The sequence below is a fragment of the Lentzea flava genome (assembly GCF_014648475.1).
GTDB classification, from domain to species: Bacteria; Actinomycetota; Actinomycetes; order Mycobacteriales; family Pseudonocardiaceae; genus Lentzea; species Lentzea flava.
In genome coordinates this window covers 241,812-256,105 of the sequence record NZ_BMRE01000003.1, presented here as the reverse complement: position 1 = coordinate 256,105, position 14,294 = coordinate 241,812, and the positions used below count along the sequence as shown (strand labels likewise).

Here is a 14,294-nt window from a genome sequence, read left to right as displayed (position 1 = left end):
CTAGCCAAGCGACCTTTGGATCTCCACTGAATCCACCAGGGAGGCCACGGTCGGCTCGATCGCCGCGGCGGCCCGCGCGTCCCGAAACCTGCGCTCGATGCCCAGATCCCGGCGGAACGCCGCGTCCCCGCACACCTTCATGGCCAGGTCCGTCACGGCGACGGCGGCTTCGGTGGCGGTCACCGCGAGCAGCCTGGCCCGGTCGGCGGACCGCTCCGGATGCCACGTCACCGCGGACAGGGTGTCGTTGTACAGCACGCGAACCGAGTCGGTGCGCAGCCGCATCCGCACCAGGTCGGCCCTGGTGCGCGGATCACCGCCGCCGAGATGTCCCAGCGCGGCGGCCAGCGCTCCCTCCATCAGTCCCAGCGACACGGCGGCCCCGAGCACCAGGAACCACGGGAACGCCGGCTCGTCCGACCACAGCCGGTTGGAGGCGGGCACCCGCACGGGATCGGCCTCCACACAGGTGGCGACGGTGCCTCGCAGGCCCATCCCGGCGTGGTCGGCTGGCACCAGCAGTCCCGGTGCCTGTGCCGGTACCAGCCACAGCTGTGAGCCGCACGACCAGACGTAGCTGTCGGCCTCCCCTGCCGCGATCACCCAACTCTTGCGCGCCCGCACCTGCACCACGTCGCCGTGTGACGACACCGTGCCGGACGAGCCGAAAGCCGCCAGCGTCGACAGGTGCCGTCCCGCCGCGATCTCCGCGCGCAGCCGGTGCGGGCCGGAGCGGTCGAGCACGGCGGCCGCGGCGTAGTGCGAGCGCAGCACGGAAGCCGTTGCGCCGCAGACACGAGCGACCTGTTCGACCACCCGCCCCGCCGATCTCAGGTCCTGCCCGCCCCCGCCGGCCGTACGGGAGATCGTCATGCCCAGCAGGCCGCACGCGCCCAGGGCGTTCAGGGCGGCGCGCGGGAATCTGGCGTGCTGGTCGATGTCGGCGGCGTTCGGCGCCACCACGTTCTGCACGATGCGGAGCAGGTCCGCCCGGTACGTCACGTCGGCGGGTAGAGCGAGTAGGAGGGGAAGTTGCCGTACGGCCGTTCGCCGGGAGGTCCTTCCGTCACGGCGTGGACCAGCAACTCACCGCCCACGAACGCGCCGCGCCACGAGGCCCCGCGCCCGCCGAACACCTCGTCGCGGTCACCGCGGGACCGCGGCTTGTTGATGCCGACCTTGAACGCCTGGACGTCCGCGCTCAGCCGGCGGGCCGTGGCCTCGTCGTCGCAGGCCAGAGACGCGACCAGGGCACCGTTGGACGCGTTCATCGCGGCCAGCAGCTCGGCTTCGGTGTCGACCAGGACGATCGTGTCGACCGGCCCGAACGGTTCCGCGTGGTGCAGCACGGACGACCGCGGCGGGTCCAGGATCGCGACCGGCGCCAGGTAGGCCGAGGTGTGCTGGCCGGGCAGAAACCGACCCTCGTCCAGCGATCCCCGGTACAGCGGCACGCCACCGGCGCGGATCGCCTCGTCCACCACGTCTCCGAGTTCCTTGGCCTTCGCGTCGTTGATCAGCGGCCCGAAGTCCAGCGCCGGCAGCTCGTCGCCGGGCGAAGAGACGGCGAGCGGGTGTCCGAACGTGACCTCGCGAACCGCGGGCAGGTACACGGACAGGAACTTGTCGAACAACGACCGCTGCACGACGTAGCGCGGGTAGGCGGTGCAACGTTGCTTGCCGTAGTCGAAGGCCTTGCGGATCTGGGTGCCGAGCAGGTCCCAGGAGTCGAACTCCCAGACGCCCCAGCAGTTCAGGCCCTCCTGCTCCAGCACGTGCCGCCGGTTCGAGTCGACCAGCCTGGCCGCGATGGCACTGCCGACGTCCCGGCCGCCCACGAAGGACACACAGCCGAGGAACGACGAGCCGACCAGCACCGGCGCCAGCTCGGCCCCGCTGCCGCTCACCAGCGTCAACGGCAGACCGGACCGAACGGCCAGCGCGGTCGCCAGCGTCAGGCAGCTGACGCCGCCGTCGGTCGGTGCCTTGGCGATGACCGCGTTGCCCGCCAACGCCTGCACCAGCATCGCGTGCATCAGCACGCTCATCGGGTAGTTCCACGAGGCGATGTTGCTGACCGGGCCGGAGAGCGGCTCCCGGCCGTGGAGCATCCCGTCGATTTCCTCGACGTACCAGCGCACGCCCTCGATGCAACGGTCGACATCGGCCGTCGCGAGCCGCCACGGCTTGCCGATCTCCCACACCAGCAGCAACGACAGCAGGTCGCGGTGCTGGGTCAGCGCGTCCAGGGCTGCCGACACCCGCGTCTTGCGTTCGGCGAGCGGCACGTTGCGCCACTCGATGTGCTGGTCGACGGCGGCGACCACGGCGCGGCCCGCGACGTCGAAGTCGAGGAACGGCGGGCCCGCGATGGTGGAGCCGTCGACGGGGCTGGTGGCGGGCATCGGTTCACCGGACCGGCTCCACCCGCCGCCGAAGTGGTTGAGCAGCCGATCGTCGTGGAACGCTTCGGGTGCGAGCCGCACGCACTGCGAGTAGACCTCGTCCCACGAGGTGCCAGGCTTGAGGATCAACGACATCGGGCGCCCTCCCTGCAGAAGGATCAGCGGTTTTGCACGTGCTGCCAGCCGAACCGGCCCTTGATGCACAGGTTTCCGTGCGTGACGGTGCTGTCGTGCGGTGACGTCACCTTCACGATCTCGTTGTCCTGCACGTGCAGGGTGAGGTTGCACCCGACACCGCAGAACGTGCACACGGTCGTGGTCCGGGTCTGCTTCGACTCGTCCCAGGTGCCGTCCTCGCGCTTGTCGTGCTCGCGCTTGAAGCTCAGCGCCCCGGTCGGGCAGACCTCGATGCAGTTGCCGCAGTAGACGCAAGCGCTGTCGGGCAACGGCGTGGCGAACTCCGTGGAGATGTGGGCGTCGAACCCGCGCCCGGCCACGGAGATGGCGAAGCTGTTCTGCCACTGGTCGCCGCACGCGTCGACGCACTTGTAGCACATGATGCACTTGCCGTAGTCGCGGACGTAGAGCGGATTGTCCACTGTGGTCGGTTGGAGCTTCGTTTCGGCATCGGGACCGAACCGGGAGGGGTCGGCGCCGCACGCGGACATCCACTCGTCCACGTGCGGCGTGGTGGACAGGTCGGTTGCGGACCCCAGCAGTTCCAGCACCAGCTTGCGGCTGTGTTGCGTGCGCTCGGAGTCGGTGCGCACGACCATGCCCGGCTCGACCTTGCGCGAGCACGACGGCACCAGCGTGCGTGAGCCCTCGACCTCGACCATGCAGACGCGACAGGCGTTGGCGGGCTTCAACGTGTCGCCGTAGCACAGCGTCGGGATCGACTTGCCCACCGCCGTGCACGCGTCCAGGATCGTCGCGCCCTCCGGCACCCGCACACTTTCGCCGTCCAGCGTGAACTCGACCAGACGCTTCGGAAGTCCGATTTCGACGATCGTCATTTCGTCGCCTCCTCGGCGTAACCGAGCCTGTCGAGCGCTGATTCGATGGCGTTCCAAGCGGTTTGACCCAAGCCGCAGATCGAGGAGTCGCGCATGACCTGCCCGACTTCCCGCAGCAGTTGGAGATCAGCCGCGCTGGTGCTCAGCGGACGTTTGCCGACGAGCCGGTGCAACGCTTCTTCCTGCCGCACGGTCCCGATCCGGCACGGCACGCACTGCCCGCACGACTCGTCGCGGAAGAACGCGGCGATGCGCAACAGGAAGCTGCCCAGGTCGGCGGTGTCGTCCAGCACCAGCACGACACCGGAGCCGAGCGTGGTGCCGGCGGCGCGCGCGTCCTCCAGGGTGAGCGGCAGGTCGAGCTCGTCCGGGCGGACGAACCCGCCTGCCGCCCCGCCGAGCAGTACCGCTCGCAGCTCCCGGCCTGGCGGCACGCCACCCGCCAGATCGAGGAGTTCGGAGAGCGTGGTGCCGAACGGCACCTCGTACACGCCCGGACGACTCACGTTCCCCGACAGGCAGAAGAGCTTCGGCCCCGTGGAACCCTCGGTGCCGATGCGCGTGTAGGCCTCGCACCCCTCCGTGAGGATCACCGGGACGTTGACCAGCGTCTCCACGTTGTTGACCACGGTCGGCTTGCCGAACAGCCCCTGCTCCACCGGGAACGGCGGCTTCGACCGCGGCTCGCCGCGGAAGCCCTCGATGGAGTTGAAGATCGCGGTCTCCTCGCCGCAGATGTAGGCACCGGCGCCGCGGCGGATCTCGATGTCGAACGAGAAACCCTCGTGGCCCATGACGTTCGTGCCGAGGAAACCCCGCTCGCGCGCCTTCGAGATCGCGTTGCGCAGCAGGTGCAGCGCCCGCGGGTACTCGCCGCGCAGGTACAGGTAGCCCTTCGAGCACCCGGCCGCGAACCCGGCGATCGTCATCGACTCGATCACCGCGAACGGGTCGCCCTCCATGAGCAGCCGGTCCTTGAACGTGCCGGGCTCGCTCTCGTCCGCGTTGCACACCAGATAATGCGGCCGCACAGGCTGGCGGGCGGTGGCGTCCCACTTGCGTCCCGTCGGGAACGCCGCGCCGCCACGCCCCATCAGCTTCGCGTCGCTCACCTCGCGGATCACCCCGGCCGGTCCGAGCAGCAGCGCGGTGCGCAACGCCTGGTAGCCGCCCGTCGCCCGATAGTCGTCCAGGCTCTCCGGATCCACCACCCCGACCCGCTTGAGCAGCCGCAGGCCGGGCGCACCGGCCTGCGGCACCTCCGCGCGCTCACCGTCCACACGGGAGGGACCGGCGGCCGCCACCGCGATCACCTCACCGGCGTGAGTGGGCGCGAGGAGCTGCTCCTTCGCCACCTCTCCCGCCTCGAACGCGAGCGCTGCCGGAGCCTTCTCGCACACCCCGAGACAGGGGCTGCGCAGCCATCCGCTCCCCGCCCCCGCCGGCCCGAGTTCGTCGGTCAGCCTGTCGCACACCGCTTTCGCGCCGTTGACCTGGCACGCGAGGTCGACGCAGACGTGCACGACCTTCGCGGGCCGTTCGGTGAGCGAGAACAGCGAGTAGAAGCTCGCCACGCCGTACGCCTCGGCCGGCGGGACGTGCAGCACGCGGCAGATGTGGTTCAGCGCGCCCTGGCTGATCCAGCCGACCCTGTCGTTGACGGCGTGCAGTGCGGGCAGCAGCTGGTCCCTCCCCATTCCGGTGAACAGGTCGACGACGACGCGCTCGGCCTCGGTGGGCTCGGCGTCGAGCAGTTTGAGGTCCACTCAGCCCACCTTCACCGGGAGCTTGTCGATGCGGATCGCCGCTGCCTTGTACTCGGCCGTTCCCGCGATCGGACAGGTCGCCTCGATCGTGATGATGTTGACGTCGATCTCGTCCGGGAAGTGGAACGTCATGAACACCAGGCCGGGCGTGAGCCCGTCGTCGATCCGCACCGGAGCCTGGATCTGCCCGCGCCTGGACGTGATCCGCACTTCCTCGCCGTCCTCGACGCCGAGCTTCGCCGCGTCCTGCGGTGACAGGTCGAGCGTCTCCCCCTTGCGCAACGGCGACTCGAACCCGTGCGACTGCACGCCGGTGTTGTAGGAGTCGAGCCGGCGCCCGGTGGTGAGCCGGAACGGGAACTCCTCGGTCAGCTCGTCGACCGGCGGGCTGTGCAGCACCGGAGAGAACGGCGCCGGCCTGCCGCGCTTCACCGGGTCGGACTCCCACAGCCGCGCGTGCAGATAGCTGGGTTCGAGGCTGTCCTCGCTGGGACACGGCCACTGGATGCCACCGAGCGCTTCGAGCCTTTGGTAGCTCATGCCGGTGTGCAACGGCGACAGGCCGCGCAGCTCGTCCCAGACCTCTTCACCGGTCATGTGCTGCCAGTTCGCACCGAGCCGCTTCGCGATCTCGCTCATGATCTCGATGTCGTCCCGCGCACCCTCAGGAGGGTCGAGCGCTTTGCGCACCCGCTGAACGCGGCGCTCGCTGTTCGTGAACGTGCCGTCGGTCTCGCACCACGCGGCCGCGGCCGGCAGCACGACGTGTGCCATCTTGGCGGTCTTGGTGAGGAAGATGTCCTGCACGACGATGTGGTCCAAGTTGGACAGTCGCTTGATGGTGTGTTCGCAGTCGGCCTCGGACTGCACCGGGTTCTCGCCGATGATGTAGACGGTGGTCATGTCACCGCGCTCCATCGCCTCGAGCATCTGGGTGAGGTTCCAGCCCTTCTTCGGCTGGATGCTCGCACCCCAGGCGGCGTTGAACCTGGCCGTGACGTCCGGATCCGTGATGTCCTGGAAGCCGGGCAGGCGGTCAGGAATGGCCCCCATGTCACCGCCGCCCTGGACGTTGTTCTGCCCGCGCAACGGGTTCAGCCCGGCCCCGTACCGCCCGACGTGCCCGGTGAGCAGCGCCAGGTTGATGAGGCTGAGCACGTTGTCCGTGCCGTTGTGGTGCTCGGTGATCCCGAGGGTCCAGCTGAGCTGCCCGCGATCGGCCTTGGCGTAAGCATGTGCGAGCTCGCGGATGAGCTCAGCTGGCACGCCGGTCTCCAGCTCGGCGACGGGCAGCGTCCACGGCTCGACCGCCTTGACGAACTCCTCGAACCCTTCGGTCGCACGCTCGATGAAACTCAGGTTCGCCAGGTTCGACGCGATGATCTCCCGCGCGATGGCGTGGGCCAGCGGGATGTCGGTGCCGACGTTGAGCCGCAACCACCTGTGCGCCCACTTCCCGGTGCTCGTCAGCCGCGGGTCGACCACGTACAGCTTCGCGCCCTTGTTGACCGCCTTCAGCACGTGCTGGAAGAAAATCGGGTGCGCCTCGCGCGCGTTGGACCCCCACAGGATGATGAGGTCGGCGTCCTCGATCTCCTGGTAGGACGATGTCCCACCACCACTGCCGAAGACCTTGGCCAGCCCCGCCACACTGGGCGCGTGACACGTGCGGTTGCACGAGTCGACGTTGTTCGTGCCGATGACCGCCCGCGTGAACTTCTGCGCCATGTAGTTCATCTCGTTGGTGGCCCTGGCACAGGAGAACATCCCGAACGCGTCCGGCCCGTGCCTGGCCACGTTCCTGCGAAACCCCTCGGCCGCGCGGTCCAGCGCTTCGTCCCAGGTGGCAGGGCGCAGGATGCCTGCGTCGCGCACCAGCGGCTGGGTGAGCCGCACGTACGGCTCGGTCTTCTTCCGCCTGCTCATCACGACACCTCCTGCCCTCCATACTGTATGCAATCTTCGGTATGCGCTAGCCCCTGTTGCGGTTTGGCGGCTGGGACGCGGGCCGCGCGCGGGTCGGCTCGCAGCGGGCCGGGTCGCGGTGGCCGGGTCGTAGCGGGCCGACAGAGGGGTCTTAGCTTGCGTGACGCCACCTCGCTTCGGCCGTTGCGTGGGTGTTTTACCGAGCGAGGACATTTCATCGCCGCTTCCGGAAATTGCCACTTCACTCGATAGTGTTCATTTTCGACCGTAATATTCTCGTGATCTTGCGGTAGAGTCGAACACGTGAGCGACCCCGGGCTTTCCCTCCTCCCTACTGACGAGCTGCTGCGCAGCATCGTCGGCAAGGTGACGGAAATCCGGGCCCGCGAATATGCGGTGATGCAGGACATCGCCGAGTTGAATCGGCGCGGAGCCGCCGCGGAGCTGGGGTACAAAACTCTGCCGCAGGTGCTGCGGCACGCCCTCCGCTGGGACCCGGCGACCGCCAAGCGCTGGGTGGATCAGGCCGTCCTGCTCAGCAGTGAGATCACTCCGACCGGCAGCGAACTCGCCCCCGCCCTTCCGGTGACCGCCGCGGCGGCGGCCGAGGGCGCGCTGTCGCTCGACCACGTCGTCGCGGTCGCGGAGGCGATGAAGAACCTGCCCGCCGAGGTCGAGAACCTGGTCGTGGACTGCGCCCGCGACCACGAGCCCGCCGCGGTGCGCACGTTCGGCAAAGACCTGGCCTACGGCCTCTACCAGAACGACCCCGAACCCCGCGACCCCGAACCCGCCCCGCCGGGCAACCGGCTCACGCTGCGCCAGAACAAGGCCGGGGACTGGAAGCTCGCGGCAACCCTGGACGCGATCACCGGCGCCAAGTTCGCGACCCTGCTCGACCCGCTGGCCAAGCCCCGCCCGACCACCGACGAAGGCCCCGACCCGCGCTCGCTCGACGAACGCCAGGGCGACGCCCTGGCCGAACTGATCGACCTGACCCTGCGCGCGGACCAGCTGCCCGAACACGGCGGCGAACCGGTCGCGTTGACCCTGACCATGGCCTACGAGGACCTGGCCGCGCAGATGGGTCACGCGGTGCTGGACAACGGCGACCGCATCCCCGCTGACCAGGTCCGCCAGCTCGCTTGCTCTGCGGGCATCATCCCGATCGTCCTGGGTGGGAAATCCCAGCCGCTCGACGTGGGCCGCCGGTCGCGGCTGTTCACCGCCGGGATCCGCCGCGCGCTGGTCGCCCGCGATCACGGCTGCGCCTTCCCCGGCTGCCACCGCCCGCCGAAGCATTGCGATGCCCACCATGTTCATCACTGGGCCGACGGCGGCGACACCCGCGTCGACAACGGCGTGCTGCTGTGCCGTCACCACCACACGCTCATCCACCGCAGCGGCTGGGAAGTCACGATCGAGCAGGGCGTGCCGGTCTTCTACCCGCCCGCCTGGCTCGACCCTCAACGCAGACCCAGACGCAACCAGCTCCACACCGCCGCCTGACCCCGACCAGGGGAACGCGAGCGGCCCCCACGCCAACCGCCACGGCCGTGCAGCACCACCACGGCCGTGGCACAGCCATGCCCACAACCCGGCCAGACACAGCCGGAAGCCGAGACAACGACAAGAGCGATCACCCGAAGACAAGCACCGATCCCACTGCGGCAATACGACACAAACCACAAAGCCCCCGCCGCCACGCATTACCAACGGCAAAGCCGAGGTGCCTCCCCGAAACTGCGACGGCGAAGCCGAGCCGTAAAGGCCTGATGCCACGCTGTTCAAGCGGTAATCTCCGGAACCCGACCGCCTAACGCAACCACGCACGCTCGCGATTGGGGCTTGACTTTGGGTGCGAGGTGCTACCGTGTTCGGATCGGCCGGGCTCCTCATGCCCGGCTTTTGAAGGCCGATCTGCGCCTCGCAAGGGCCCCGAAGTCAAGCCCCAATCGCGAGCGTCGCGAAGCGGCGATGAAATGACCCGGCTCGTCAATGCCCACGCAACCACCCACGCAAGGCGACGTCACGCCCACGAGTCCACATGGCTGCCACGACCACGGAACCAGCTCACGAACGGTCACACCCATCACCGTTAGAACAGCACGCGAACAGTGCCCGCAAACCCAGCACCGGCTCAGGACACCAGCGAGGTGCGCGACAGCAGGTCGATGGCCGCGTAGACGTGCCGCAGCGTCGGCGCCGGCACGCGGGTCAGCGAGGCGATCTCCACCACTGCGCCGATGATCGCGTCGATCTCCAGCCGTTTGCCGGCCTCCAGGTCCTGCAGCATCGAGGTCTTGTGGTGTCCGACGCGCCGCGCGCCGTCGATGCGCTTCTCGATGGAGATCTGCGGGTCGCAGCCCGCGGCTCGGGCGATGGTCAGGGTTTCGGCCATCATTTGCGCCACCAGCGAGCGGCTGTCCGAGTGGTCGCAGATCTCCACCATCGTCGCGCGGGTCAGGGCGCTCAGCGGGTTGAACGCCACGTTGCCCATCAGTTTGATCCAGATGTCCTCGCGGACGTCCTTCTCCACCGGGCACTTCAGGCCGCCCGCGATCATCGCCTCGCTCAGCGCCACGCAGCGCGGGGAGATCGACCGGTCTGGCTCGCCGATCGAGAAGCGGGTGCCTTCGAGGTGGCGGATGATGCCGGGCGACTCGATCTCGGTCGAGCAGTAGACAACGCAGCCGATCGCTCGTTCCATCGGCAGGACGGCCGTCACCGCGCCGCCGGGGTCCACGGCCTCGATGCGGTGGCCTTCGAGCGGGTGGCCCGTCATGCCGTGGAAGTACCACCACGGGATGCCGTTCTGCGCTGCGATCACCGCGGTGGAAGGGCCCAGCAGCGGTGCCAGCAGGTCGCCCGCGGAGGCGTACGAGTACGCCTTCAGGCCCAGGAACACGTAGTCGACCTCGCCCACCTCCGAAGGTGAGTCGGTCGCGTGTGGACGCGCGGTGAAGTCACCGCGCGGGCTCAGCACTCGCACGCCGTGCTGCTGCATGGCGGCGAGATGGGCTCCGCGCGCGATCAGGTGGACTTCCACGCCCGCGCGGTGCAAGGCCGCACCGACGTAGGCACCGATCGCTCCGGCTCCGAGAACAGCGATCTTCATGTCACGCCCCGCTCCGCCAGCCAAATCGATTGCATACAGTATACGGACAACACGACCAAAGCCCTAGAAGTGCTTTTTGCATACCAAAAGCTGTATTCTGTCGCGCATGACCTCTTTGCCCAGTGGCCGCCGAGCCGGCAAGAGCTCGCTCAGTGCCGCAGCGAGCCGCCGGGTCGAGCGGCCGGCGCCGTTGCGCCAGGCCGTGTACGACGCCCTGCTCGAGCTCATCGTCAACCGCACGCTCGCACCCGGCCAGCACCTGGTCGAGGCCGAGCTCGCCGAGTACCTGGGCGTGAGCAGGCAGCCGGTGCGAGAGGCCCTGCAGCGGCTGCAGACCGACGGGTGGGTCGACCTGCGTCCCGCCCAGGGCGCCTTCGTGCACACCCCGACCGAGGAGGAGGCCGACCAGCTGCTCGCCGTGCGCAGCGTGCTGGAGACCTACTCCGCGAAGCTCGCCGCCGAGCACGCCACCCCGCAGGACGTGAAGCAGCTCAAGAAGCTGCAGAAGGCCGGCGAGGACGCGCTGGCCGCCGCCGACGTCGAACGCCTGGTCCAGGCGAACGCCGACCTGCACGCGGCCGTCGCGGCGATCGGCCGCAACAAGGTCCTCGCCGAGATGATCGGGCTGGTCGACCGGCGGGTGCGGTGGTACTACACGCCGATCGCCCGTCCGCGCAGCCGCGACTCGTGGAACGAACACGCTGAGCTGATCGCCGCCATCGCCGACGGTGACGCAGAGCGAGCAGGCGAGGTCATGCACCACCACGCGGAGCAGACCCGGCAGACCTACCACGACCGGAAGACGACCGAGAGTAACTAGGTCATTACGCTCAGATCATCCTAAATCGGTCATTTGGTGCCACACGGGTGATCCGCGACACGATGGCCGTGGATTGCATACAAAACGCAGTATGCTGAATGTCGACGGGGATGGGATCACCGAGGCCCCCGAGTGGGTACCCGGTGGACGACATCCCAGCCGCACCCCCGTGACCCCCGCGCGACACCGCCTGGTGGGCTGGTGCGCGCCTCGGGGACGACCATCGACAGGAGGAAGACCATGTCCCGCTTCAAGAACTTCGTCCGCGGGCTCACCCAGCCGCGTCAGGGATTCTCCGCCGACGGCCGCACGCTCGGCCTCGGGCTGACCACCGCGCTGAACGAACAGCGCAAGGACGCCGAGGCCGTCGCGGCCGTGGCCAAGACGCTCCGCAAGGACGCCGAGGGCCACACGATTCACGGCTGAGCGCCCTCGATGCGTTGAGAGCGCTGAGCTTCCGCCTCCTCCACGGCGGCACGGGCGGCCCGCCGGGAGGTGTGCAGGCTCCACACCGTGGTGATCGCGAGGGTCACCACGATCACTCCGAGAGAGACCACGATCGGGAACTCCGGCGCCCAGGGAACACCGTGGTGGTGCATCGCCTCCAGGATCAGCTTGAGCCCGATGAACGCGAGCACCACCGCAAGGCCCTTGCTCAGGTGCACCAGGCGATCCAGGAGACCGCCCACCAGGAAGAAGAGCTGGCGCAGGCCCATCAACGCGAACGCGTTGGCGGTCAGCACCAGGTACGGCTCCTTGGTCAGCCCGAAGATCGCCGGGATCGAGTCCACGGCGAACAACAGGTCCGTGGTGCCGACCGCCACCATGACGATCAGCAGCGGACTCGCGCGGGGGAACACCTTGCGCACCGCGCGCAAAGCGGCGTTCTCGGAGAACTCGGCCTCCTCGCTCTCGTTGTGCGCCACCAGCTTCCACGCGGTGTAGATGAGGAACGCGCCGAAGACGTAGAAGAGCCAGTCGAACCGGGAGATCGCCTCGGCGCCGATCGCGATGAAGACCGCACGCAGCAGCAACGCCAGCAGGATGCCCACGATCAGCACCTTCTGCCGCTGTTCCCGCGGCACCGCGAACCGGGCCATGATCAGGACGAACACGAACAGGTTGTCGACGCTGAGCGAGTACTCGGTGATCCAGCCCGCGAAGAACTCGCCTCCGTGCCGGCCGCCGGCGAGCAGCGTCACGCCGAGTCCGAAGAGGACGGCCAGGCCCACGTAGAACACGACCCAGCACACGGATTCGCGGAACGAGGGTTCGTGGGGCTTGCGCACCACCAGGTAGAAGTCGAACGCGATCACCAGGGCGAGCCCGCCCATGGTCGCGATCCACACCCAGACAGGAAGATCCAGCATTCTCGCTCCTCCGGCGGAAGGTCAGCGGGCAGCGGTGGCACGGAGGCGAAGACGCATCGCGACGCGCTCGTGCAACCACAGGAAGCCGATCGCCCAGCCGAGGCTCACGATTCCCTGGTAGGCGAGGAAACCGGCCAGGTCAGAGGGCAGCCGGACCTGGCCGGTGAGCACGACGCTCACCGAGATCTCGTGCAGCAGCCGGGCCAGCGGGAATCCCACCAGCCAGAAGAGGGCCACCGGGGCGAACCTGCCCGCCGGGAGCCGGCCTGCCGCCACCAGCAGGCCGAATCCACCGCCGAGCAACGCGAGCGGCACACCGAGCGAGAGGACCGTCACCAGGGCCCACGCGACGGGCTGACCGACGAGCGCGGCCAGCCCACCTGCGATCAGCCCGGCAGCAAGTCCCACGAACGCACCGGGGATTGCTTCTCGGATCTGCATGTCAGCCCACCACCACGCCGAACTTGACGAGGCTGAAGAGCAGCATGCCCAGGTAGAACACGGCACCGAAGCCCACGATGAGGTTCGTGATCAGCTTGGGCCTGATGGGTTTGGGCAGCATCCGGTTGTTCACCAGCAGCAGCACCACGCAGTAGGCGCCCATGGCGAACGTCGACAGGAACGCGAGCACGTCGAGGATCGCTCCCGGTCCGTCGGCCGGTCCGAACAGCAGGATCAGGATGCCGAACGTGATGACACCCCACAGGAAGCCCGCGTAGAGGTGCGACATCCGGAACCTCTTCGCGCCGGGCACGAAGTGGTAGGTCATGTCCGCCTGGCCGCGCGAGAACGAGTCGAAGAGACCGAGCGTGGCGTTGAGGCCGATCAACGCGATGAACCCGAGGAACACCGCACCGAGCACCGGTCCGCCCGCCGACGCGAAGGCGTCCGACATGGCGTTGAGCGCCGCCTCGCGTTCACCGGACTCGATGAGCGCCTTCACGTCCGGCGACGTGCGGCTGGCCGACTGCGCGAGAACCGTGAAAGAAACCGTGACGAGCATCGTGATGCCCCAGAACAGCAGCAGGGCGTCGAACGTCACCCAGCGCCGCCAGCCCTTCCACTTCGCGAGCTCCGCGGAGTCGTCGGTGTCGAACATGTAGCCGCGCGAGGGCATCTGCTCCTCCTCGCCCGCGTGCCGCAGGCCGCGCAGCTTCGGGATGTGCGCGCCCATGCCGGCGCCGCTGTCGCGCAGGTGCAGCGTGTACCACATCTGCTGCATGCCGGACGGGCCGGCGAACGCGATCGAGCCGACGATGATCGGGAACCACTCCGGCGACATCGCCTGCGCCGGGAAGTACCCGAACTGGAACATGCCGGTCACGGTGCTGGTCAGATCGCCCCACGTGCCGACCATCGCCGCCACCACCGCGGTGCCGACGACGAGCAGTCCGATGAGGATGGACAGCAGGTTCTCGAGCAGGTTGTAGATGACCTTGGCGAGGCTGAACAGCACCCCCACCAGCACCAGGCCCACACAGGCCGACACCGTCCAGGGTATACCGGTGATCCGTTCCAGAGCCGCCGCTCCCGCGGACAGGTGGCCCGGCCAGATGTAGACGAGTATCGCGACGACGAAGAAGAACCACATGATCGGTTTGAACACGCGGGCGGCGCCGAAGAAGATGCTCTCCCCCGTCGCCATCGCGTACCTCGCCATCTCGAGCATGACGACGGCCTGCAGCGTCACGCCGATCAGGAAGAGCCACCTGATGTCCGGTCCGAAGACCAGCACCAGGCGCGGCCACATGTAGGACTCGCCCATGCCCACGCCGAGAGCCACCAGGAAGACGGTGGGGCCCAGCAGGTGGATCGACGGTGGCGCGTCGGGCAGTTTCCTGATGGGCATCGCTTCCAGCCTGCCCGCAGGCCA

Annotated in this window: 12 protein-coding genes; 3 read left to right on the top strand and 9 right to left on the bottom strand. The window is 68.5% G+C overall.

The window, feature by feature from the left end; genetic code table 11:
- The 5 genes from IEZ09_RS07895 to IEZ09_RS07875 are packed head-to-tail and all read right to left on the bottom strand — an operon-like array spanning position 1 to position 7,113.
- Positions 1 to 1,002 (bottom strand): acyl-CoA dehydrogenase family protein, encoded by a 1,002-nt coding sequence (locus IEZ09_RS07895; protein WP_189252925.1) that lies wholly within the window; start codon positions 1,000 to 1,002, stop codon positions 1 to 3.
- Positions 999 to 2,540, bottom strand: coding sequence for an aldehyde dehydrogenase family protein (locus tag IEZ09_RS07890; RefSeq protein WP_189252924.1), 1,542 nt, complete (start codon positions 2,538 to 2,540; stop codon positions 999 to 1,001). The genes IEZ09_RS07895 and IEZ09_RS07890 overlap by 4 nt, the downstream gene beginning before the upstream one ends.
- Positions 2,541 to 2,563: 23 nt before the next feature.
- Positions 2,564 to 3,421 (bottom strand): 2Fe-2S iron-sulfur cluster-binding protein, encoded by an 858-nt coding sequence (locus IEZ09_RS07885; protein WP_189252923.1) that lies wholly within the window; start codon positions 3,419 to 3,421, stop codon positions 2,564 to 2,566.
- A complete protein-coding gene (locus IEZ09_RS07880) occupies positions 3,418 to 5,187 on the bottom strand; it encodes an NAD(P)H-dependent oxidoreductase subunit E (protein ID WP_189252922.1) in 1,770 nt (589 codons plus the stop codon). The genes IEZ09_RS07885 and IEZ09_RS07880 overlap by 4 nt, the downstream gene beginning before the upstream one ends.
- The gene (locus tag IEZ09_RS07875; RefSeq protein WP_189252921.1) at positions 5,188 to 7,113 is read right to left on the bottom strand and encodes a molybdopterin oxidoreductase family protein; all 1,926 of its coding nucleotides are present in this window, start codon (positions 7,111 to 7,113) and stop codon (positions 5,188 to 5,190) included.
- Between the two features lie 303 nt (positions 7,114 to 7,416).
- Here IEZ09_RS07875 and IEZ09_RS07870 point away from each other — a divergent pair, with 303 nt between their 5' ends.
- Positions 7,417 to 8,622, top strand: a complete 1,206-nt coding sequence (locus IEZ09_RS07870; RefSeq protein ID WP_189252920.1) for an HNH endonuclease signature motif containing protein — start codon at positions 7,417 to 7,419, stop codon at positions 8,620 to 8,622.
- 631 nt (positions 8,623 to 9,253) lie between these two features.
- On the opposite strand, the gene IEZ09_RS07865 is transcribed toward IEZ09_RS07870, so the two are convergent.
- A complete protein-coding gene (locus tag IEZ09_RS07865; protein WP_189252919.1) occupies positions 9,254 to 10,231 on the bottom strand; it encodes a 2-dehydropantoate 2-reductase in 978 nt (325 codons plus the stop codon).
- Positions 10,232 to 10,337: 106 nt separating this feature from the next.
- On the opposite strand from IEZ09_RS07865, the gene IEZ09_RS07860 reads away from it, so the two are divergent.
- On the top strand, positions 10,338 to 11,051 hold the full coding sequence (locus IEZ09_RS07860) for a GntR family transcriptional regulator (protein WP_189252918.1): 714 nt from the start codon (positions 10,338 to 10,340) through the stop codon (positions 11,049 to 11,051).
- A 240-nt stretch (positions 11,052 to 11,291) separates the two neighbouring features.
- Entirely contained in the window at positions 11,292 to 11,477 is a 186-nt protein-coding gene (locus tag IEZ09_RS07855; protein ID WP_189252917.1) for a hypothetical protein, read from the top strand.
- Here IEZ09_RS07855 and IEZ09_RS07850 read toward each other — a convergent pair.
- The 3 genes from IEZ09_RS07850 to IEZ09_RS07840 are packed head-to-tail and all read right to left on the bottom strand — an operon-like array spanning position 11,468 to position 14,270.
- Positions 11,468 to 12,418 carry a TerC family protein gene (locus IEZ09_RS07850; protein WP_370467659.1) on the bottom strand — a complete coding sequence of 317 codons (951 nt, stop codon included), beginning with the start codon at positions 12,416 to 12,418 and terminating at the stop codon, positions 11,468 to 11,470. The genes IEZ09_RS07855 and IEZ09_RS07850 overlap by 10 nt on opposite strands.
- Before the next feature lie 24 nt (positions 12,419 to 12,442).
- Positions 12,443 to 12,862 (bottom strand): hypothetical protein, encoded by a 420-nt coding sequence (locus tag IEZ09_RS07845; protein WP_189252915.1) that lies wholly within the window; start codon positions 12,860 to 12,862, stop codon positions 12,443 to 12,445.
- Position 12,863: 1 nt separating this feature from the next.
- Positions 12,864 to 14,270 (bottom strand): Nramp family divalent metal transporter, encoded by a 1,407-nt coding sequence (locus tag IEZ09_RS07840; protein WP_189252914.1) that lies wholly within the window; start codon positions 14,268 to 14,270, stop codon positions 12,864 to 12,866.
- Between the last annotated feature and the right edge of the window lie 24 nt (positions 14,271 to 14,294).

Excerpts from the sequence above, each read along its gene's own strand:
- IEZ09_RS07885 (WP_189252923.1), bottom strand. The coding sequence starts at position 3,421 with ATGACGATCGTCGAAATCGGACTTCCGAAGCGTCTGGTCGAGTTCACG.
- IEZ09_RS07855 (WP_189252917.1), top strand. The coding sequence starts at position 11,292 with ATGTCCCGCTTCAAGAACTTCGTCCGCGGGCTCACCCAGCCGCGTCAG.
- IEZ09_RS07865 (WP_189252919.1), bottom strand. The coding sequence starts at position 10,231 with ATGAAGATCGCTGTTCTCGGAGCCGGAGCGATCGGTGCCTACGTCGGT.
- IEZ09_RS07845 (WP_189252915.1), bottom strand. The coding sequence starts at position 12,862 with ATGCAGATCCGAGAAGCAATCCCCGGTGCGTTCGTGGGACTTGCTGCC.
- IEZ09_RS07840 (WP_189252914.1), bottom strand. The coding sequence starts at position 14,270 with ATGCCCATCAGGAAACTGCCCGACGCGCCACCGTCGATCCACCTGCTG.
- IEZ09_RS07890 (WP_189252924.1), bottom strand. The coding sequence starts at position 2,540 with ATGTCGTTGATCCTCAAGCCTGGCACCTCGTGGGACGAGGTCTACTCG.
- IEZ09_RS07875 (WP_189252921.1), bottom strand. The coding sequence starts at position 7,113 with ATGAGCAGGCGGAAGAAGACCGAGCCGTACGTGCGGCTCACCCAGCCG.
- IEZ09_RS07860 (WP_189252918.1), top strand. The coding sequence starts at position 10,338 with ATGACCTCTTTGCCCAGTGGCCGCCGAGCCGGCAAGAGCTCGCTCAGT.